This window comes from Caulobacter sp. UNC279MFTsu5.1 (genome assembly GCF_900114015.1).
GTDB lineage: Bacteria > Pseudomonadota > Alphaproteobacteria > Caulobacterales > Caulobacteraceae > Caulobacter.
Window position 1 is genome coordinate 49,656 of record NZ_FORN01000011.1, and the last position, 20,522, is coordinate 70,177.

The window sequence follows — 20,522 nt, forward strand, 5'->3', positions numbered from 1 at the left end:
CCCGCCTTGCGACATCCCAGGGTTGTCTCCGGCCCCGATGCGGTACAGGATCGCCGCGGGTCGGCGTGAGCTTGGCGTTTCGGGGGCGTGCATGGTCAAGGATCGTATCGTTCTGCTGGACTCCCTGCGGGGCCTGGCGGTGCTGGGCATCCTGCTGTGCAACATCCCGATCGCGGCCGAGCCGCACCCGGTGGCCACCAGCCTGACCCTGTGGCCGCTGGGCAGGGCCCCGGCCTCGGTGGCCGTCTGGTGGGTCACCCAGGTGTTCTTCCAGCAGAAATTCTACTCGATGTTCGCCATGCTGTTCGGCGCCTCGATCCTGCTGGTCGGCGGCGAGGGCGGCGACGCGGCCGACGCCAGGGAGCGGCGCAAGGTCCTGGTCCTGCGCCTGGTCAGCCTGCTGGCCATCGGTCTGTTCCATGGCCTGGTCATCTGGCAGGGCGACGTGCTCAACACCTATGCGATCGTCGGCCTCCTGGCGTTGTGGGCGCGCGCGTGGTCGGCCAAGCGCCTGCTGCAGGCGGGGATCGGCCTGCACCTGGCCCTTTCGGCCTGGGGCGCCTGGACCCTGCTGAAGCACGCGGCCGAGGGCGGCGGCGATCCGCCGCCGGCGGCCATGGCCGAATTCCTGGCCCAGGTCCACGCCGACAGCGTCCAGTACGCCGGAAGCTTCACCCAGTCGTTCGTCCAGAACGCCAAGGATTACTGGGACTACGTCTTCACGTCCTTCACCCACTGGCCCCAGACCTGGCCGCTGCTGGTGCTGTCGCTGATGCTGATCGGCATGGGGCTGTACAAGCTGGGCGTGCTGACGGGCAAGGCGTCGATCGGCGTCTATCGCGGCCTGATCGGCGCGGGCCTCGGCGCCCTGGTCATCGTCGGTATGGCCGAGACGCTCTACGCCATGCTGCCGACCCATCCCTGGGCGCCGCGGGCCCTGGCCCGCTGGCTGCAGAGCGCCACCGCCCCGGTCGTCAGCCTGGGCTATGTTGGGCTGATGGTGCTGGCGACGCGGGCCAGGGTCTGGGGGGCGATCCCGGCCGTGCTGGCGCCGGTCGGCCAGATGGCCTTCACCAACTACCTGACCCAGTCGATCCTGATGACGACGCTGCTGTACGGCGGTCGCGGCCCGGGGCTGTTCGGCAAGGTCGACCGGCCGTTCCTGGCCGGCGCCGTGGCGGTGATCTGGCTGCTGCAGATCCTGTGGTCGCGCTGGTGGATGGCGCGCTTCACCATGGGGCCGCTGGAGTGGCTGTGGCGGCTGGCCTATCGCGGTCCCATGCCCCTGCGCCGCGAGCGCCGGACGGCGCCGGTCGCCGCCTGATCAGGGGGGCGGCCTGGACCTGAGGAAGGTGTCCAGCGCGGTGTTGATCACGGTGACGGTCACCGCGTCGCGCAGGCGCTGGGCCTCGGCCGCGCTGATCCCAGCGGCGGTGTAGCCGGCGACCTCGGTCAGGTCGGTCTCGCCCTGGACCAGGTTCTGGAACTCGGCCTGGCTCAACTGGCCCGCCGCCAGCTGGCTGGTCCAGAGCGCCAGATTGACCTTGGCTCTGTCGAGGGCGGCCTGGGCCACGGCCTTCACCTGGTCGGAATAGCCCTCGAAGCTGTCCTGGCCCAGCACCGACAGGTTGGCCTTGGCGGCCGCCAGGAAATCGTCGAACTGGCTCATGACGCGCCGCCTTCCTCGAGCTGGCCGCAGGACGTGGCTTGCCGCTTGTTGGCCTCCAGGCAGAGGATGTAGTCGAAGGCCCGCCCGATCTGGATCTTCTTCTGGTCGCGGAAGGCCGGGCTCAGCGCGCCCTGGCTTTGCCACAGGGCGATCGTCCCGCCATAGAGCGCGCGGTTGGGGTCGCGCAGCACCGACCATTGCCGCGCCGAGAAGGCGTTGAGCGGATCGGCCGCCGCCGCGCTGGCCGCCGCGTCGATCCGGGCCGTCAGGGCGGCGACTTCGGCGGCGTGATTGGCGTAGGGATCGCCGGCCACGTCCAGCAGCGACAGGGTCTGGGCTTTCAGGCTGGCGGCGTTGACCTGGGCGGCGGGGTTGGGCGCCGGCGCCACCGGCGCGCAGGCGACCGGCGCCAGGGCGGGCAGGAGAAGGGTCAGGGCGAGCGCGGCTCGCGCTATCGGCGCCAGCTTCATGGAGGGCCTCCCGCTAGGTGGCGCGACCCTGGCATACAATCTCAAAGGACACAATCTCAGCGGGAATTGTACGCGCCAAGGGCGAGTTCAGTCGGCTCGCACCACCGCCAGGGCCTGGGCGAAATAGCCCTGGGTCTGGGCGAACAGGTCGGGGCGATACTTGGCGCGCGGATCGTTGGCGCGGTCGTCGTCGAAGGCGTGGGTGGCGTCCGGATAGAAGGCCGTATCCACCGCCAGGCCGTCGCGCTTCAGGCGTTCGAGCGCCCGTTGCGGATACTTCCAGCCGACCACCTGGTCCCTGCCGCCGACCACGGAGAACACCTTGGGAGTCGTCGTGCTTTCGGGCGCGGCGCCCCATCCCCGGCTCGAAGTCAGGGACGGATAGGCCGCGTACGGGTAGACCAGCAAGGCGCCCCTGACCCGGGCGCGGAGCTTCAGCGGATCGGCGTCGACGATCCCGGTGGCGCGGGCGGCCTGCGCTCCGATCGCGTAGCCGTCCATGATCGCCCAGCCGCCATGGCTCCACCCGGCCAGGAACACGCGCTCGGGATCGGCCCAGGGCTGGTCCTCCAGCCAGGCCAGCATGGCGAAGATGTCGGCGGAACGCTTGAGGCCCTGCAGCGCGGTTCCGGTGCAGACCGTCAGCTTGGCGCGCAAGGGCGAGATCCCGCGCGGCGCGAAGCTGTCGACCACCACGGCGGCCCAGCCGGCCTCGACGGCGACCCGGGCGTAGGCCTCCAGGAACGGCGTCTTGCCGCCGCAGCCGTGCAGGATCAGCGCCACGGGGAAGGGACCCGGCCCGGAAGGCCTGAAGACCTTCGAGGCTTCGGCGACCTTGGCTCCCCAGTCAGCGCCGAGCATCAGCTTCTCCCGTCGATGGCGAACGTCATGAAATTTTCAATACGGGGCTGCGTGGCCCAATTCGAGACACTAGTTTGCTGTCTCAAGAATCTGGCTCATGTCGGGAAGCGATGAAAGAGTGTCGAAACGATCTGGCATTGTGGCGAAAAAACATGCCGCCGCTGTCGCTTGAACAACCAGATCGCAAAAAACAGCTTTCGCGTGTTCCCTTATGGCTTCTGGATTGTTAATGGGGATCTCAGTGTGGACCAAGAAACAATCTCAGCAAAGCTCGCCAACAAGCCGCCGCTCGAAATGGCTGAGCTTGGAAACTCGACTGGCGTGACCCTTGCTAGGGACGACTCCGAGGGCGCTATTCCATCGGCCCGGCACGAAGGACGGATGAGGTCTGATATGGAACAGGGGTACGCCATTACTAGCTTGGAGCGGCCGAGCATGCCTCGCAGAGGCCCTGCCCACAGTCTTCAGAAGCGTTTTCTCGACATCGCCGGCTCGTTCGGCTTGCTGATCTTCCTGGCTCCGACGCTCTTGCTGATCGCGCTGGTCATCAAGCTGGACAGCCGGGGGCCGGTCCTGTTCGTGCAAAGACGGACGGGGCTGAACGGCGTGCCGTTCCGCGTCTACAAGTTCCGCTCGATGAGGGTCGCCGACGACGGCGACGTCGTGAAGCAAGCCACCCGCAACGACAGCCGGGTGACGCGCGTGGGACGCTTCCTTCGCCGCTCCAGCCTCGACGAACTGCCGCAACTCCTGAACGTGCTGAAAGGGGATATGTCGCTGGTGGGGCCGCGTCCCCACGCCCTGGCCCACGACGAATATTACGGCTCCAACATCGCCGACTATCACAAGCGCTTCCGCGCCCGTCCGGGGATCACCGGCCTGTCGCAGGTCAAGGGCTTCCGCGGCGAGACCGAGACGGTCGCCGACATGGAGCAGCGCATCCGGTTCGACAACCTCTACATCGAGAGCTGGTCGATCCTGCAGGACATCTGGATCCTGGTTTCCACCGCCGTTGTCGTGCCGCTGCAGCGCACGGCCTACTGAGGCCGCCGCCCCGTTCCAAAAGAAACCGCCCCGGAGCCTGGCTTCGGGGCGGTTTTTGTTTGCCGATCAGGGTCGGGGCCCGCCCTAGTGGCGGAACACCCGCACGCCGGTGAAGGCCATGGTCAGGCCCAGCTTGTCGGCGGCCTCGATCACCTCGGGGTCGCGCATCGAGCCGCCCGGCTGGATGATCGCCGTGGCCCCGGCCTCGGCCGCCTGGATCAGGCCGTCGGCGAACGGGAAGAAGGCTTCCGAGGCGCAGGCGCAGCCCTTCAGGTCCAGGCCGAAGTCGGCGGCGCGAAGGGCCGCGATGCGGGCTGAGTCCTTGCGGTTCATCTGACCGGCCCCGACGCCCAGGGTTTGGCCGGCGCGGGCGTAGACGATGGCGTTGGACTTGACGTGCTTGCCGACGGTGAAGGCGAACAGCATGTCGCGCACTTCCTCGTCCGTGGGCTGACGCTGGGTGACGATCTTCAGGTCCGAGGCCTTGATCCGCGCGTCGTCGCGGGACTGGACCAGGAAGCCGCCGGCCACGCTCTTGAAGGTGTCGCCCGTCGACAACGCGTCGGGCAGGCCGCCGGTCACCAGCAGGCGCAGGTTCTTCTTGGCCGCGAACACCTCGATCGCGTCGTCGTCGGCTTCGGGGGCGATCACCACCTCGGTGAAGATCTCGACCATGGCCAGGGCGGCGTCGCGGGTCAGGCGGCTGTTGACGGCGACGATGCCGCCGAAGGCGCTGGTCGGGTCGCAGGCCAGGGCCCGCTCATAGGCCTCGCGCTGGGTGGCGCCGACGGCCACGCCGCAGGGGTTGGCGTGCTTGATGATCGCCACGGCCGGTCCGGCGGCCGGGTCGAACTCGGCGATCAGCTCGAACGCCGCGTCGGTGTCGTTGATGTTGTTGTAGCTGAGTTCCTTGCCCTGCAGTTGGGTGGCCGTGGCCACGCCCGGGCGCGGGTTGGGGAAGGTGTAGAAGGCCGCCTTCTGGTGCGGGTTCTCGCCATAGCGCATGGTCTGGCGCAGCGCGCCGGCGATCGACTTGCGGGCCGGGAAGTCCTGGCCCAGCTGGGCGGCGAACCAGGTGGAGATCGCCGCGTCATAGGCGGCCGTGCGAGCGTAGGCGCGGGCCGCCAGGGTCTGGCGCAGGGCCAGGGTGGTCCCGCCGGCCTTCAGAGCCTCCAGCACCTCGGCCAGGTCCGAAGGATCGGTGCAGACGGCGACATAGCCATGGTTCTTGGCCGCCGAGCGGATCATGGCCGGGCCGCCGATGTCGATATTCTCGACGCACTCGGCGTAGCTGCCGCCCTTCGCGACCGTGGCCTCGAACGGATAGAGGTTCACGTACAGGATATCGATGCCGCCGATGCCATGATCGGCCATGGCCTTGGCGTGCTCGGGCGCATCCCGGACGCCCAGCAGGCCGCCGTGCACGATCGGGTGCAGGGTCTTAACCCGGCCGTCCATCATCTCGGGGAACTGGGTCAGGTCCGAGACGTCCTTGACCGGAACGCCGGCCGCGGCGATCGCCGCCTTGGTGCCGCCCGTCGAGACCAGCTCGACGCCGGCGGCGTGCAGGACCTGGGCGGCCTCGACCAGGCCGGTCTTGTCGGACACCGACAGCAGGGCGCGCCTGGGGGCGACGAGGTCGGGGGCGGACGGATAGTCGGGGGCGGCGGGCACGGCGGACTCCTGGCTGGTCTGGTTGGACGAGAAACGGAGCCCAGGCGCGCGGCGTCTTACAATCGCGCCTTCCAGACGGCGGACCCAAGTCCGTTCCGCCTGAAGGCGCGGCTGAGGTCCGCGCTCCCCGATGGTTGCCCATCACTAGCGCCAGTTACGCGGACGGCGCGGAAAATACGGGGGTCGGCGGGGGAGTCAATGCAGGTCGTGGGCCGCCCCGGGGACGCCGTGCTTGTCCCGGGGGCGGTCGGTTATTCCTTGCGAATGCCGGCGACCGCCTGTCTCAGAGGATGAAGTCGCTGGCCACCAGGGTCGGCCCATAGACGATCAAGGTCGCATCGGCGATGTGGTCGAGGTTGGTGTCGAGCTGGACGGTGTAGTAGTTCGCGCCCGCCGGGTGCGAGACCAGCAGTTCGCCCGCCACGCCATGGAACTGGCTCACCAGCTTGAAGGCCGTGTCGCCGTTGGCGGCCTTGCCGTCCGCATCGATGGCGCTGAAGTCCAGCTTGTCGATCCCGGACTCGAACCCGTTGATGGTCTCGTACTTGCCGATCGGCAGGTCGGTCATGGCTAGGAACTGGAAGATGTCCTTACCGGCGCCGCCATCCATCGTGTCGGCGCCGGCGCCGCCGATCAGGATATCGTTGCCGCTGCCGCCCAGCAGGCGATCATTGCCGTCGCCGCCGCTGATGAAGTCGTTGCCGCCCATGCCGTCGATGCGGTCGTCGCCCGCCTCGCCATAGAAGGTGTTGGCCTGGGCCCCGCTGTCCGACAGGGTGTCGTTCCCGGCCCCGGCATAGACGGTGCTGGCGCCCTGGGTCACCAGGGTGTCGGAGCCGCTGCCCAGCTTCCAGACCTCGATCGAGCTGACCGTGTCGATGAAGCCGTCCCCGGTGTTGACCACGCCGGTCGCCTCGTTGCCGATGATGGCGGTCGTGACGTCCGACCAGTCGCCGGTGTCGCGCCCCAGGCCGCCGTCGAGCACGTCGTTGCCCGCGCCGCCGTGCAGGATGTCGTCGCCGGCCTTGCCGTACAGGAAGTCGTTGCCGAGGCCGCCGTCCAGGAAGTTGGCGAAATCGTTGCCCGTGAGCTTGTCGGCGCCCGAGCCGCCCGTCAGGTTCTCGATGTTGATGAAGGTCATCGAACCCAGGGCGGTGGTTTGGGCGGTGGTCACGCCCAGGTCGACGGCGATGGCGCTGGTCAGGCCCTTGAACGAGACCGTGTCGACGCCCGCGCCGCCATCCAGCTGATAAGCGCCGTTCGCCGCCATCAGGAGGTCGTTGCCGGCTTCGCCGTGCAGGATGTCGGTCTTGGAGGCGCTCGTCAGGGTGTCGGCGTTCGCGGTGCCCGACACGACGGCGTGAGCCGGTTCCGGCGGGGCGGACACGACGACGCTGTCGACGTGTGCGATGCTGGACGAGGACGAGGACGAGGACGAGGCCGCGGGCGAAGCTGCGGGCTTGGCGATCACCGTGTCGCTGACGGTCTGGATCGACAGGCCCTTGAAGTTCGCGGCGAAGGTCTCGGGGGAAGACTCCCGGTAGACTCCCTCCTTGAAATAGGCCCCCACCAAGTCGTTGAAGCCCAGGGCGCTTTGGAAGTCGACCAGTTGGACGCCATCGCGCGAGACCACCAGGTGGCCCTGCCCGAAGGGATCGAACTTGATCTCGATCTTGAAGTCGTACCAGTGGCCGCGGGCGATGTCCGCGACGTCGGTGTAGTGCCGCACATAGCGGATGTCGGCTTCGGTCGAGATGGCCACGCTGGAATCGCGAGTCACGATGCGCATCTTGTCCCCGACCATCTCGAGCGCGAACGCCGGGCTGTGACCGGCCTCGCCCTTGTCGAAGGTGGATTGCAGCTGAACCAGCGTCATCCAGTCGGCGGTGTTCTTCGCGCCCGGTTCGACCATGACGCTGAAGCGGATCTCGTAGGTCTGTCCGATCTGCATCTTCGCGGCGCTCGCGATCTCTGACCGCTCCTTGGTCTGGCCGTCGCCGGCCAGATTGTCGCCGCCCCGCACCTCGAACCGCGAGACGCCGTTGGCGACCTGGTAGTTCCAGGCGTTTCCGACGTTCTGCACGTAATAGACTTGGTTTTCCGAATTCATGGACCTTGCTCCCCGACCCGAGGGGAAAATGGCCAGGCGTCCTATATTCGCGCTTAAAAAATTCGGATAAAAGAATCATAACAAGATAAAGTGCAGATGCACTTTGATACAAATTGCATCCTATGGGCGACTTATTAAGTTAATTTTGAATAAAAAACGGGTAAATAACTTCTATATATAAAGTCGAGTATTTATATAATACGCCTATATGTTCCGTTTTGTGGAATTTGCAGCTGTTTTGGTTCCAGAAACATGAAAGTTTCGAGGGCGTCGAGCGCGTTAACGATGGCGGAAATCTAGAGCAAGCTTGTGTCGATGCGTCGCGTCGGCGCAGGCTTGGCGCCTGCGACACTTGCTAAGCTTGACCATTGCAGGCGCGCCGCTCTCGCGCCGCGGCCCGGCGTGGCGAAACGACGCGCGGGTCGCGACGAAAGAAAAAAGTGCATTGGACCCTAGGCCAGCCGCACGGGCAGCACGGCGCGCACGCCCTCGACGGCAAAAGTCAGCTTGGGTTGGCCGCCCAGGTCGGCCGACAGGCCGCGGTCCAGCAGTCGGGTCCCGAAGCCCTTGCGGTCGGGCGGGGTCACCGGCGGGCCGTCGCGCTCGACCCAGGTCAGGATCGCCCCGCCCTCGCCGGCCTGGTCCCAGGCGATGGCCACCTTGCCGGCCGGTGTCGACAGCGCGCCGTACTTCGCGGCGTTGGTGGCCAGTTCGTGCACGGCCAGGGCCAGGGAGAGGGCGGTGCTGGCGCCGACCCGCAGGCTGGGACCGCCGATGCTCACGCGACCCGGCTCCCGATCGTCGACGAACGGGGCCACCCCCTGGCGCACGATGTCGTCCAGCGCCGCGCCCTCCCAGCTTTCGCGCGTCAGGACGTCGTGGGCCGCCGACATGGCCAGCAGCCGCTCGATCAGCCGTTCGCGCACCCGCACCGGCGTCTCGTCCGCCCGCAGGGTCTGGCGGACGATCGACTGGATCGAGGCCAGGGTGTTCTTGACCCGGTGGTTGAGCTCGTTGATCAGCAGGCGCTGGCGGGCCTCGGCCGTCTTGGTCTCGGTCATGTCCATGGCCATGCCGATATAGCCCTGGAACTGGCCCCGGGAGTCGATCTGCGGCCGGGCGTTGGCCACCATCCAGCGATAGTCGCCGTCGCCGCAGCGGAACCGGCCCTCGAAGCCCCAGGGCCGGGGGCCCCCGGGCGCGCCGCGGGCCGCCGCGCGCTTGGCCCCGATCTCGGCGATGTCGTCAGGATGGATCATGCCGATCCAGGCGTCGCCCAGCAGGGCTTCGGCGTCCATGCCGGCGAACTCGGCGAAGGCCTCGTTGGCGAAGGTGATCCCGCCTTCGGCCGAGGTCATCCAGACCGGCGCTGGCGCCGAATCGGCCATGGCCCGGAACCGGGCCTCGCCTTCGCGCAGGCGTTCCTCGGCGCGCTTGCGCTCGGTGATGTCGGTGTGCACCCCGATCCATTCGCGGATCGAGCCGTCGGCCTCCAGCACGGCGACGGCGCGGACCGCGAAGTCGCGCCAGACGCCGTCGCTCCGACGCACCCGGTGCTCGAAGGTGAAGGGGCCGCCCCGCGCGACGGCGGCGTTCCAGGCCCGGACGGTCGGACCGGCGTCGTCGGGGTGGACCGCGTCGACCCAGCCGAAACCCTGATAGTCCTCCGGGGTCTGGCCGGTCAGGGCGGACCAGCCGGGCTGGTCGCCGACCATCCGGCCCGAGGCGTCGTTGGTCCACAGGATGCCGTCCACCGCGCCGATGGCGGCCCGGAACCGCGCCTCGCTGGCCGCCAGCCGCTCATGGACCTCCACGCGGTCGCCGACATCGCGGATGAAGCCGAGGAACACCGTCGCGTCCGCTTCCCCGAACGCGGCCAGCGACACCTCGATGGGAATCTCGACCCCGTCCTTGCGCACGGCCATCAGCTGGGATTTCTGGCGTTCGACCGGCGGCTCGGCCGAGGCCAGACGCCGGGCCAGGATCTCGCGATAGGTCGCCTGATGGCGCAGCGGCGCCAGTACCTCGATCAGGCCCCGGCCCAGGATCTCCTCGCGCGACCAGCCGAAGGCCGTTTCGGCGCGGGCGCTCCAGTCGAGGATCACGCCCTTGGGGCTCATGACCACCACGGGATCGATCGCGGTTCGCAGGATCGGTTGCAGCGCGGCGAGGTTGGACATCCGCCCCTCCCTCCGGCCGACGCGATCGAAAACAGCTACAGGACGGGGTCGGGACTGTGAATTCCGCCCCCCGGCGCGGGCGTGGGACCTAATGTCGCAGGCGGACGCCCTTCCTAGTGGTCGGCGGCCCGGGCCAGTTTCCAGCGGATCTTGGCGCCCTTCTCGGGGCGGACCTGGCTCTTCAGCACGATGGCCCCGGCCCGCCGCGCGTGGCCGTGGTCGAAATGGGCCGAGGGGGCGATGCTGACGTCGGCGGCGTCGTTGCGCAGCCACCAGCCGACATTGGACAGTCCCTTGATCAGCACGCTCTTGCCGTCGCGGGCCAGCGAAGCCCGGGCGTCCGGGTGCAGGTGGAAGGTGACCGAGAACGGCAAGTAGCGGCGCGGGCCGTCGGGATTGGCCGAGCCGACCGGGATCAGGCTGTCCTCACCGCGCAGCTCGTCGGCCTTGGTGTCGAGATACAGGCGCCGAGCGTGGGTCAGGCCCAGGCGGCGCCAGCCGTCATGGATGATGTCCAGCCACACGCCGACGTCGGCGTCGTGGCGCTTGATCTCGACGTCGGTGGCGCCGTCGATCAGCCAGGGACCCAGGGCCTCGGCGCGCCAGCCCGACAGCGGCCGTCCGGCCGAGCCGTCGCCCACCGACACGGTCGAGGCGGCGGCGGACAGCCGGAAGGCGTTGGCGCCGGTCGCCTCGGGGCTCCAGCCGCAGCTGGTGATCAGCCGGTCCTTGCCGAACACGATCTCGACGGCGGCCGGTTGGGCGCAGGCGGCGACGCTGAGGGCGCCGACGGCCGGCGGCCCGGCGTCGGCCATCACCTGAATGCTGCCGCCCTGCATCTTCTGGTAGCCGACGTGCGGGGCGGAGTGGGGCGGGCGTGGGCCGTGGTCGTCATGGGCCAGGGCCGCCGCGATGCGTCGCGGCTCGACCGCCTCGCCGCCCTGGAAGGCGGCCAGGCGGCCGTCGGCCAGGGTGAAGAACCGCACCGCCGAGCTCAGGCGGTCGATGGCCCGGCCTAGGCTCTCGGGCGCGGGGCGGCCGCGCTGGCCCAGGGCGTCGTCGAGGGTCAGCAGGTCGAACAGCAGCTCCAGCCCCGTCTGCGGCGAGCGGCTGGCGTGGCCGCCGTCGGGCAGGACGGCCGCGTCCAGCAGGGCGTCGACCCGCTTGAGGCCTCGGGCCATCAGCCGGTCGCTGACCTTGCCGGTCAGGGCGCAGCCGGCGATGGCCGCCACCACGGCCCGTTCCAGCCTGCGGTCGGGAGCGTCGGAGGCCTTGAGCAACTGGCGCGCGCCCCGGGCGATGTCCAGCGCCATGGCCGAGATCTCGGCGTCGGAGGCTTCGGGCGACAGGGCGCGGGCCGCGCAGGCCAGGTGGAAGGTGCGCCGCTCCAGGCGTTCGCCGCTCCACGAGAAGACGTTCCAGGTCCCGAACACTCGCCGCCAGTCCTGCAGTAGGCGCAGGGCCAGGCGGGCCGAGCCGGGGCCGGCGGCCAGCAGGTGCGGCAACCAGTCAAAGCCGTGCAGGGCGGTGGCGAATTGGCGCGAGGGGCTGGGCTGGTCGAACGGGTCGCCGGTCTCGCCCAGCCGCAGGGCGCCGCCGTCCAGCACCATCAGGCCTTCCAGCAGCTGTCGCCCGCGCTCGGGATCGACGGGGCGCGGGTCGTGCGGGTGCGCGGCCAGGCCGACCGGGCGGGGCCGGCTGATCGTCGCCCGGTGGGGCGGCGAGCCGAACCATTCGCGCTCCAGGGCGCCGTTGATCGAGGCGCCCAGCGCCTTGAGAAAGACGCCCTTGGTGCGCTTTCCGCGGCCACGGGCCCCCTGGGCGCGACTGAGGGGGCCGCCGGCCAGGGCGGAGGACTTACGGGCGGAACCTGTCTCGGGAGCCCCCTCCATGCCGCTGGATCAGCCCCCTTTCAGAGCGCGGATATTGTCGGCGTAGGCGGCCGGCCCGCCCTTGAACACCGCAGAGCCGGCGACCAGGGCCGTGGCCCCCGCCGCCACGCATTGCGGGGCCGTGACCGGGGTGACGCCGCCGTCGACCTCGATGATGATGTCGGCGCCGGCCTTGTCGACCATCCGGCGCAGGGCCTCGACCTTGCGCAGCTGGCCGGGAATGAAGCTCTGGCCGCCGAAGCCGGGATTGACCGACATCACCAGCAGCAGGTCGACGTCCTCGAGGATCCATTCGACGTGGTCGATCGAGGTCGAAGGGTTGAACACCACCCCGGCCTTGGCCCCCAGTTCGCGGATGCGCTTGAGCGAGCGGTGCAGGTGCGGGCCGGCTTCCGGATGGATGCTGATCAGGTCGGCCCCGGCGGCGCGGAACGCCTCAAGGTACGGATCGGCCGGGCTGATCATCAGGTGGACGTCGAACGGGATCTTGGCGTGCGGCCGGATGGCTTTGACGATGTCGGGGCCCAGGGTGATGTTGGGTACGAAATGGCCGTCCATCACGTCGACATGCACCCAGTCGGCGCCGGCCGCCTCGATGGCGACGACTTCCTCGCCCAGCTTGGCGAAGTCGGAGGCGAGGATGGACGGGGCGATCAGCGGCGCGGTCATGCCCATGGCTTAGCGGGCTAAGGCTCGCGCTACAAGCGAGCCCGTGGCCGCGTCGGGGTTTGCGGCGGTCTTCGGTCCCAGAAGTTCGTGATCTTGACGCCAAAAGGTTGTCATCCCGGAAGCCTCGCAGAGGCTATCCGGGATCCAGGGGCGGCCGCATCGCGTCAGCCCGGTGGATCCCGGCTCTGCGCTTCGCTTCGGCCGGGATGACAACGAGCGGGAGTGGTTACGTCTTCACGAACCGCGCCGCGAAGAAGCCGTCCAACCCGCCTTCGCGATGGTGGGGCAGGATTCGCAGGGTTCCGCGCGGGGTCAGGCTGGCGGCGGGAGCGCCGCCTTCCTCCGCGGCGATCGGGTCCAGGGCCATGTCGGGGCGGCGGGCCAGGAAGGCCTCGACCTGGGCCTCGCCCTCCTCGGGCTCCAGCGAGCAGACGCAGTAGACCAGGCGGCCGCCGGGCTTGAGCCGGCCGGCGGCGCTGTCGAGCAGGCGGCTCTGGACGGCGGCCAGGCTGGCCACGTCGCCGGGGCGGGCGGCCCACAGCACGTCGGGATGACGGCGGAAGGTGCCGGTGGCCGAGCACGGCGCGTCCAGCAGCACGGCGTCGAAGGTCCGCGCGTCGTCCCAGGCCCCGGCGTCGGCGGCGATCACTTCGGCGGTCAGGTTCAGGCGGGCCAGGTTCTCGGTGACGCGCTGCAGGCGGGCGGCCGAGCGGTCGACGGCGACGACGGCCGCGCCGGCGGCGGCCAGCTGCAGGGTCTTGCCGCCGGGCGCGGCGCACAGGTCCAGGGCGGTCTGGCCGGGCCGGACATCCAGCAGGCGGGCGGGGATGGCGGCGGCGGCGTCCTGCACCCACCAGATCCCGTCGTCGAAGGCCGGCCAGGCCGAGACGTCGCCGCGGCGCGAGGTGCGCAGCGTGCCGCCGGGCAGGATCTCGCCCTCCAGCTCGCCGGCCAGGGCGGCCGCGTCGGCGCCGGGCTTCAGCGACAGGTCGGTGGCCGGCTCGAAGCCGATCTGGGCGGCGACGGCGTCGGCGGTCGCCTTGCCCCAGGCCCCGGCCCAGCGGGCGTACAGCCACGGCGGGGCCAGGTGCTCGGGCTCGGCCGAGGGCGCGCCGTCGCGCAGCAGGCCGCGCAGCACGGCGTTGACCAGGCCCTTGAACGGTCGGCTGGCCTTGTGGGCGCCGGCCAGCTCGACGCTGGTGGCCACGGCGGCGAAGGCCGGGACCTCCAGGAAGAAGGCCTGGGTGGCGCCCAGGCGCAGCAGGTTGCGCACGCGCGGCGGCGGCTCCTTGGCCAGCTTGCCGGCCAGGGCGCGGTCGATGGGGCCCAGGTGGCGCAGGGCGGCCATGGCCAGGGCGCGCGCGAAGGCCCGCTCCCGCGGTTCCAGAAAGCGGAAGGCGTTGGCCGAGGCGGCTTCGTCGAGGCCGCCGCGCCGCGACAGGGCCGCGTCGATGAGGGCGAGGGCGCCTTCCCGTGCCGGGAGGCCGTCGTTGAGTTCCTGAGTCACCCGCCCGCCGTGCCCCGAGGCGACGGCGAGCGCAAGCTTTTTGGCGTCGAAGGTGCTAGGAATGGGGTCATGTCCGAGACAGACCTGCCGCCCGGCGCGGCTCCCGACAAGCCGATCACGCCCGCCGCCCGTCGAGCCCTGGAAGAGGCCGCCGCCCGCCGCGCGGCAGAGCATGCGGCGGCCTTGCCCACCGAGGAAGGCGGCCGCGACGGCCCCGAGCCGACTCGCTTCGGCGACTGGGAGCGCAAGGGCGTGGCGGTGGATTTCTAGGGCTAGACCCCCGCCATCTCCGCCACCACCTTCAGCGCCGCCTCGCGCGGATCGTTGGCGGCCGTGATCGGTCGGCCGCAGACCAGGTGGCTGGCGCCGGCCTTCAGGGCGTCGGCCGGGGTGGCGGCGCGGGCCTGGTCGTTCTTGGCCGACCAGAAGGGACGCACGCCCGGCGTCACCACCAGGAAGTCGGGCCCGGCGATCTCGCGGGCCAGGGCGGCCTCCTGCGGGGACGAGACGATGCCGTCGACGCCGCAGTCCACCGCCTGGCGGATCCGCCGGGCGACCAGGTCGCGGGCGCTGAAGGCGTAGCCCATCTCGATCAGGTCGGCGTCGTTCAGGCTGGTCAGCACGGTGACGGCCAGGATCTTCAGGCTCGATCCGCCCTTGGCCTTGACGGCGGCGGCCATCACCTGCGGTTCGGCGTGCACCGTCAGCAGGTCGCAGCCGGCCCCGGCCAGCACCCGCGCCGAGCGCTCCACGGTCGCGCCGATGTCGTGCAGCTTCCAGTCCAGGAAGATCTGCTTGCCCTCGCCCTTCAGCGCGCGCGCCAGGCCCATGCCGTCGGTGGCCAGCAGCTCCAGCCCGATCTTGTAGAACGACACCGCGTCGCCCAGGGTCTCGACCATGGCTCGGGCCTCGGCGACGCTGGGCAGGTCGAGCGGCAGGATCAGGCGCGGATCAGCGGTCATGGGCGTTCCCCGGGTGTGGCGCGCGGGGTCGCATCACCCTAAGAAGGATGCGGATCCGCGCGAATTGAAGGCTAAGCACCCCGAATGAGCCAGGCTGAGCTCGCCGTCAACTTCTTCGTCGCCCTGTTCGCCCTGATCGATCCGATCGGCAACGTGCCGCTGTTCGCCGCCGCGACCCTGGGGGCGGCCGCCGCCGGCCGGCGGATGGTGGCGGTCTATATCGGCCTGTTCGTCGCCGCCTTCCTGATCTTCTTCTACTTCACCGGCGTCAGCTTGCTGGAATTCTTCGGCATCTCGATGCCGGCCTTCCGCATCGCCGGCGGCATCATCCTGTTCATACTGGGCCTGGACATGGTGCGCGACGACTTCACCACCATGTTCGCCGACGCGGCCGAGGGCATCGAGGGCCAATCGGCCCGGGTCTACGCCAAGCAGCGGTTCGAGCGGCTGATCGTGCCGTTCGCCATGCCCCTGTTGATCGGGCCGGGCGCGATCTCGACGGTGATCATCTACGCCAGCGAGGCCAAGGCCTTCGGCCTGGCCGGCATGGCCATCGGCTGCGGGGTGATCGCGGCCGTGGCGGTGGTGCTGGTGGCCACCTTCTGGGCCTCGCCGATCATCAGCAAGGTGCTGGGCCGGATCGGCATGAGCATCGTGGTGCGGGTCCTGGGCCTGATCCTCTGCGCCCTGGCGGTGCAGTTCGTGCTGATCGGCGTGGGCGACGCCACGCGCGGCCTGGTGCGCCAGGACGCCAAGGCGCCGTACGCGGAGCATCGGTAGGCCGGTTAGATCTTCCTGAACCGCGAGCCCTGGCTGGCCATCAGCGCCAGGGCCCAGTCGTCGGGGATCAGCTTGGCCAGCACCGCGATGGCCTTGTTGGGCGAACCCGGCACGCAGATGGCGCGGTTGGCCTCAGCGGCCTCGTAGCCGGCGGCGGCCACCTCGTCGGCCCCCAGCCACAGCCAGGCGGGCAGGCTCTGGCTGACCTGGGCGCGGGTGCCGTTGACGTCGTGGAACTCCGAATAGGTGAACCCAGGACAGAGGGCGGACACGTGGACGCCGGCCCCTTGGGTCTCCAGGTGCAGGCTCTGGGAGAACTTCACCAGGAAGCTCTTGGTCGCCGCATAGAGGGTGTGGCCCGCCGCGCCGGGCGCCAGGCCCGCCAGGGAGGCGACGTTGACGATCCGGCCGAAGCCGCGCTCGACCATGCCCGGCAGCACCTTGTGGGTCAGGCCGCAGACCGAGACCAGCAGCACCTGCAGGAAGGCGCCCTGGTCCTCCCAGCGGGTCTGGGCGTAGGCGCCCGGCAGGCCGTAGCCGGCGTTGTTGACCAGGGCGTCGACCACCCGGCCTTCGGCCTCGACGGCGGCCAGCACCTTGTCGACGGCGTCGGGCTGGGCCAGGTCGGCGGCGATCGGATAGGCCTCGACGCCGAACCGCAGGCGGATCTCGGCGGCCAGGGCCTCCAGCCGATCCAGCCGGCGCGCGGTCAGGGCCACGTCATAGCCGTGGCTGGCGTAGATGCGGGCGAAGGCGGCCCCGATGCCGGCGGAGGCGCCGGTGATCAGGGCGAGACGGCGGGCCATGCGGGGCTCAAGTCCAGGCGAAGCGGTGAAACTCGGCTGGAGTCGAGCACGGGCGGGGATTTGGTTCAAGGCGGGGGAAGAGGGGAGGGGGCGCTCGGGCTCAAACGCCCCCTCGGCGGCGCCGGAGCGCCGCGGGCCCGTCCTTCAGGCTGGGGGATCAGGAAGGGCGGGCGGACCTCATCAGGCAGCTTCGCTCAGAGCCGGCTGGGCGCCGCGCGTCCAGCGGACGGCGGCCTCGGCGATGCGGACGCCGAACAGGCGGGCGGTTTCGCGGTCGCCGGCCGGCGGGGTGATCTCGGGCGAGGCGTTGTCCGACTGGGCGGCCAGGCCGATGAACGAGCCGACGCGGTTGATCGTGTCCGGGCCGCGTTCGGCGGCGGTGACTCCGGGAGGGGCCAGGCCCAGGTTCACCCAGTTCATGCCGTGCTGGGCGGCCAGGATGGTCAGGCTTTCCAGGGCGTGGCCCTTGTCGCCGGCGAAGCTGTGCGAATTGGTGAAGCCCGCGGCCAGCTTGTCCTTCCAGGCGCCGGTGAAGAACACCCCGGCGGTGGCGTCGGCGAACACTTTGAACACGCCCGAGACGTCGCCCATGTAGGTGGGAGCGCCGAACACGACGGCGTCGGCCTCGGTGATCTGCTCGATGATCGGCGCGAAGTCCTGGGCGGCGCTGTCGATCTTCAGCACCACCGGGGTCTGGCCGGCGTCGCGGACGCCCTCGGCGATCTTGTCGGCCAGGACGGCGGTGTGGCCGTAGCCCGAGTGATAAACGATGGCGACCTTGGTCATTGGATCGAGCCCTGAAAAGATGGTTGCGGTCTCGCAACTGAAACCGTGTCGATTACTTATGTCACGGGTCGCGGCTTTCCAGGGGATCAGCAACAGAAGGTGGTGCAGTTATTCTGAAAGCGCATTCAGCGACGATATCGCTCTCGTCGATGGCGCGAAGCTCGACAAGGCGGACGGACCTCTCCAAGCTCGGCGCGAGTTTGGGGGAAATCCAATGCCGTTCTTGAGATCCGCATCGTTCGGCGGCCTGTTCGCCGTGACATTCACCGTCGCGGCGACCAGCCAGGTGGCCTTCTCGCTGTTGGGACTGCTGATGGTCGCGACCTCGCCCACGATGTTCAAGATGAATGGCGCGCCGGCGACCAATCCGGCCCAGGCCCTGGGCGTGCTTGTACTTCTGCTGGCCATGCTGCTGATCATGAACGCCGGCATGTCGGCGATCGGCGCCGGCATCTGGGTGCTGGTGCGGCGGGCGCTGCCGGGCATGAAGCCGGCTCCCGCCGCCGACACGGACGTTTTCTAGCGCGTTCTAGGCCGCGGCCTCGACCGCCGCGCTGTTCAGCAGGTCGGCCACCGAGATCTGCGACAGCCGATCGGCGACGGCCGTGTCAGCGGCGATCATCGCCCCGCGCACGGCGTCGGGGATCTTCTCGCCGACCGGGCAGCCCTTGACGCCCTTGGGGGCCACGCCCAGGTGGGCGCAGCCGTTCACGGCCCGAAGGACGACGTCCAGGGTGATGGTCTCGGGCGGCTTGAGCAGCCAGGCCCCGCCGTTGGCGCCGGCGCGCGCGCCGATCAGCCCCGCCTTGCCCAGCATGGCCGTCACGCGACGCACCACGACCGGGTTGGTCGGGACCGAGGCGGCGAGCTCGGCGCTGGCCACGGCGCGGTCGGCCGAGAAGGCGCTCTTGTGCGCCAGATAGGCCAGGGCGTGCGCGGCGACGGGGAATTTCTGACTGTCGGACATTTTTCTATGACAGGACCCTAAGGGCGTCGCTCGTGCGTTCAACCAAAAACTATCGTTGTCATCCGGCTTCAGGTCGCGATTGAACCGGAGCAGGATTGGGTGTATCGCGCCCCGCTTGATCGATATGGGGCTCCGCATCGCGTTTTGCGAGGGCGACCCCGGAGGGATTGAATGGCTTCCGAAGCCTCTGGCGCTCCCGCTTCCGACAGCGCCGCCCCCAACACCGCTGTGTGTGACGTCCCTCCGCAAGCCGGCCATGACCTGAAAGGGCATAGCTTCCTGGCGCTCGCGCTCGGCGCCGTGGGCGTGGTGTTCGGCGACATCGGGACCAGCCCGCTCTACGCCATGCGCGAGGCCCTGGCCCATTCGCGCAGCACCACCGCCACCGAGCACGCCGTGCTGGGGGTGGTGTCGTTGGTGCTGTGGACCCTGACCCTGTTCGTCACGATCAAGTACGTGATCTTCTTCATGCGGGCCGACAACAAGGGCGAGGGCGGCACCCTGGCCCTGATGGCGCTCGCGCAGAAGGCGCTGGGCAAGGTCGGCAACAAGCGCTCGACCGCGGTGTTCTTCCTGGGCGTGATCGGCGCGGCCCTGTTCTACGGCGACGGCATCATCACCCCGGCCATCTCGGTGCTGTCGGCGGTGGAGGGCATGAAGGATGCGCCGCACGTCGGCCACGCCCTGTCGGCCTATGTGCTGCCGATCTCGGCCGGGATCCTGGTGGCCCTGTTCCTGGTCCAGGCCAAGGGCACCCATCGGATGGCCGCCCTGTTCGGCCCGGTCATGGCCGCCTGGTTCCTGATCCTGGGCGCCCTGGGCCTGTTCCACCTGGTCGACGACCTGTCGATCCTGCGCGCCTTCAATCCCTGGTACGGCGTGCGCTTCTTGCTGGAGAACGGCTTCCTGGGCTTCGTGATCCTGGGCAGCGTGTTCCTGGCGGTGACCGGCGCCGAGGCGCTGTACGCCGACATGGGCCATTTCGGCAAAGGCCCGATCCGCGCCGCCTGGCTGTACCTGGCCTTCCCCTGCCTGGCCCTGAACTATCTGGGCCAGGGCTCGCTGGTGCTGGACCATCCGGCCTCGCGGCACAATCCGTTCTGGGACATGGTCCCGACCTTCGCCTACTGGCCGGTGCTGCTGATGGCCACGGTGGCCACGGTCATCGCCAGCCAGGCGGTGATCACCGGCGCCTTCTCGATGACCCAGCAGGCGGTGCAGCTGGGCCTGCTGCCGCGGCTGGACATCAAGCGCACCTCCGAGACCCAGGCCGGGCAGATCTACGTGCCTTCGGTCAACACCTTCCTGCTGGTCGGGGTGCTGATCCTGCTGGTGATGTTCCAGAGCTCGCACAAGCTGGCCAGCGCCTACGGCATCGCCGTGACCGGTGCGATGTTCGTCGACACCCTGCTGGCCTATGTGGTGCTGCGCCTGGTGTGGAAGTGGAACCTCTGGCAGACCGCCGCCCTGCTGATCCCGCTGGCGATGATCGACCTGGTGTTCATCGCCTCCAACATGCTGAAGATCCCGGACGGCGCCTGGCTGCCCCTGGCCTTCGGGGCCGTGCTGGTGCTGATCATGTGGACCTGGACGCGCGGCGCCCAGATCCTGACCGACAAGACCCGCCGCGACAGCGTGCCCCTGGTCGATCTGATGGAGATCCTGCGGGCCCGCGCGCCGCACCGCGCTCCCGGCACGGCGATCTTCCTGACCTCCGACCCGGACATGACCCCGGTCGCGCTGATGCACAATCTCAAGCACAACAAGGTGCTGCACGAGCGCAACGTGATCTTGACCGTCCGCACCGCCGAGACCCCGCGCGTCGCCGACGAGGACCGCGTCCGCACCCAGGCGATCAACGCCGACTTCAAGAAGGTCGAGATCTATTACGGCTTCATGGAAAGCCCGAACGTGCCCAAGGCCCTGGCCATCCTGCGCAAGCAGCAGGGCCTGAAGTTCGACATCATGGCCACCAGCTTCTTCCTCGGCCGCCGCTCGATCGTGCCCTCGGCCAACAGCGGCATGCCGCTGTGGCAGGACCGGATCTTCATCTTCCTGATGAAGAACGCCACCAACCCGACCGACTTCTTCAAGATTCCGCCCGGCCGCGTCGTCGAGCTGGGCGCCCAGGTGACGGTCTAGCCG

Annotated in this window: 19 protein-coding genes and 1 riboswitch; of the genes, 6 read left to right on the forward strand and 13 right to left on the reverse strand. The window is 69.4% G+C overall.

The window, feature by feature from the left end:
* Positions 1-91: 91 nt before the first annotated feature.
* A complete protein-coding gene (locus tag BM066_RS08490; RefSeq protein WP_089926265.1) occupies positions 92-1,324 on the forward strand; it encodes a DUF418 domain-containing protein in 1,233 nt (410 codons plus the stop codon).
* On the opposite strand, the gene BM066_RS08495 is transcribed toward BM066_RS08490, so the two are convergent.
* The 3 genes from BM066_RS08495 to BM066_RS08505 all read right to left on the reverse strand — a co-directional run bounded on the left by BM066_RS08495 (position 1,325) and on the right by BM066_RS08505 (position 3,000).
* Positions 1,325-1,669: a hypothetical protein gene (locus BM066_RS08495; RefSeq protein WP_089926268.1), complete on the reverse strand. Its 345-nt coding sequence runs from the start codon at positions 1,667-1,669 to the stop codon at positions 1,325-1,327.
* Positions 1,666-2,139, reverse strand: coding sequence for a hypothetical protein (locus tag BM066_RS08500; RefSeq protein ID WP_089926271.1), 474 nt, complete (start codon positions 2,137-2,139; stop codon positions 1,666-1,668). Before BM066_RS08500 ends, BM066_RS08495 begins: the two co-directional genes overlap by 4 nt.
* 87 nt (positions 2,140-2,226) lie before the next feature.
* On the reverse strand, positions 2,227-3,000 hold the full coding sequence (locus tag BM066_RS08505) for a dienelactone hydrolase family protein (protein WP_089926273.1): 774 nt from the start codon (positions 2,998-3,000) through the stop codon (positions 2,227-2,229).
* Positions 3,001-3,435: 435 nt separating this feature from the next.
* Between BM066_RS08505 and BM066_RS08510 the strand changes: the two genes are divergently transcribed.
* Positions 3,436-4,044 carry an exopolysaccharide biosynthesis polyprenyl glycosylphosphotransferase gene (locus tag BM066_RS08510; RefSeq protein WP_255367527.1) on the forward strand — a complete coding sequence of 203 codons (609 nt, stop codon included), beginning with the start codon at positions 3,436-3,438 and terminating at the stop codon, positions 4,042-4,044.
* Positions 4,045-4,128: 84 nt separating this feature from the next.
* Here BM066_RS08510 and purH read toward each other — a convergent pair whose 3' ends face one another.
* The 6 genes from purH to BM066_RS08540 all read right to left on the reverse strand — a co-directional run bounded on the left by purH (position 4,129) and on the right by BM066_RS08540 (position 14,076).
* On the reverse strand, positions 4,129-5,718 hold the full coding sequence (purH, locus tag BM066_RS08515) for a bifunctional phosphoribosylaminoimidazolecarboxamide formyltransferase/IMP cyclohydrolase (RefSeq protein ID WP_089926279.1): 1,590 nt from the start codon (positions 5,716-5,718) through the stop codon (positions 4,129-4,131).
* Between the two features lie 31 nt (positions 5,719-5,749).
* Positions 5,750-5,886: riboswitch (ZMP/ZTP riboswitch) on the reverse strand.
* A 115-nt stretch (positions 5,887-6,001) separates the two neighbouring features.
* A complete protein-coding gene (locus BM066_RS08520; RefSeq protein WP_089926282.1) occupies positions 6,002-7,828 on the reverse strand; it encodes a heparin lyase I family protein in 1,827 nt (608 codons plus the stop codon).
* A gap of 452 nt (positions 7,829-8,280) precedes the next feature.
* Positions 8,281-10,008: a PAS domain S-box protein gene (locus tag BM066_RS08525; protein ID WP_089926285.1), complete on the reverse strand. Its 1,728-nt coding sequence runs from the start codon at positions 10,006-10,008 to the stop codon at positions 8,281-8,283.
* A 113-nt stretch (positions 10,009-10,121) separates the two neighbouring features.
* Positions 10,122-11,900, reverse strand: a complete 1,779-nt coding sequence (locus tag BM066_RS08530; protein ID WP_089926289.1) for a heparinase II/III family protein — start codon at positions 11,898-11,900, stop codon at positions 10,122-10,124.
* A gap of 9 nt (positions 11,901-11,909) precedes the next feature.
* A complete protein-coding gene (gene rpe / locus BM066_RS08535; protein WP_089926434.1) occupies positions 11,910-12,569 on the reverse strand; it encodes a ribulose-phosphate 3-epimerase in 660 nt (219 codons plus the stop codon).
* A 226-nt stretch (positions 12,570-12,795) separates the two neighbouring features.
* Positions 12,796-14,076: an RsmB/NOP family class I SAM-dependent RNA methyltransferase gene (locus BM066_RS08540; RefSeq protein ID WP_089926291.1), complete on the reverse strand. Its 1,281-nt coding sequence runs from the start codon at positions 14,074-14,076 to the stop codon at positions 12,796-12,798.
* Between the two features lie 69 nt (positions 14,077-14,145).
* On the opposite strand from BM066_RS08540, the gene BM066_RS08545 reads away from it, so the two are divergent.
* Entirely contained in the window at positions 14,146-14,346 is a 201-nt protein-coding gene (locus BM066_RS08545) for a DUF1674 domain-containing protein (RefSeq protein ID WP_089926294.1), read from the forward strand.
* A gap of 2 nt (positions 14,347-14,348) precedes the next feature.
* Here BM066_RS08545 and pyrF read toward each other — a convergent pair whose 3' ends face one another.
* Positions 14,349-15,038, reverse strand: a complete 690-nt coding sequence (pyrF, locus tag BM066_RS08550; RefSeq protein WP_089926298.1) for an orotidine-5'-phosphate decarboxylase — start codon at positions 15,036-15,038, stop codon at positions 14,349-14,351.
* A gap of 84 nt (positions 15,039-15,122) precedes the next feature.
* On the opposite strand from pyrF, the gene BM066_RS08555 reads away from it, so the two are divergent.
* Complete coding sequence (locus BM066_RS08555; RefSeq protein WP_089926301.1) at positions 15,123-15,818, forward strand: MarC family protein; 696 nt, start codon at positions 15,123-15,125, stop codon at positions 15,816-15,818.
* 5 nt (positions 15,819-15,823) lie between these two features.
* Here BM066_RS08555 and BM066_RS08560 read toward each other — a convergent pair whose 3' ends face one another.
* Positions 15,824-16,624 (reverse strand): SDR family NAD(P)-dependent oxidoreductase, encoded by an 801-nt coding sequence (locus BM066_RS08560; protein ID WP_089926304.1) that lies wholly within the window; start codon positions 16,622-16,624, stop codon positions 15,824-15,826.
* 180 nt (positions 16,625-16,804) lie between these two features.
* On the reverse strand, positions 16,805-17,410 hold the full coding sequence (locus tag BM066_RS08565; RefSeq protein ID WP_089926307.1) for a flavodoxin family protein: 606 nt from the start codon (positions 17,408-17,410) through the stop codon (positions 16,805-16,807).
* Between the two features lie 214 nt (positions 17,411-17,624).
* On the opposite strand from BM066_RS08565, the gene BM066_RS08570 reads away from it, so the two are divergent.
* Positions 17,625-17,933 carry a hypothetical protein gene (locus BM066_RS08570; RefSeq protein WP_089926310.1) on the forward strand — a complete coding sequence of 103 codons (309 nt, stop codon included), beginning with the start codon at positions 17,625-17,627 and terminating at the stop codon, positions 17,931-17,933.
* A gap of 6 nt (positions 17,934-17,939) precedes the next feature.
* Here the strand turns inward: BM066_RS08570 and BM066_RS08575 are convergent, their stop codons facing one another.
* On the reverse strand, positions 17,940-18,377 hold the full coding sequence (locus tag BM066_RS08575; protein ID WP_089926314.1) for an Rrf2 family transcriptional regulator: 438 nt from the start codon (positions 18,375-18,377) through the stop codon (positions 17,940-17,942).
* A 171-nt stretch (positions 18,378-18,548) separates the two neighbouring features.
* Between BM066_RS08575 and BM066_RS08580 the strand changes: the two genes are divergently transcribed.
* On the forward strand, positions 18,549-20,519 hold the full coding sequence (locus BM066_RS08580; protein ID WP_089926316.1) for a potassium transporter Kup: 1,971 nt from the start codon (positions 18,549-18,551) through the stop codon (positions 20,517-20,519).
* Positions 20,520-20,522: the final 3 nt, after the last annotated feature.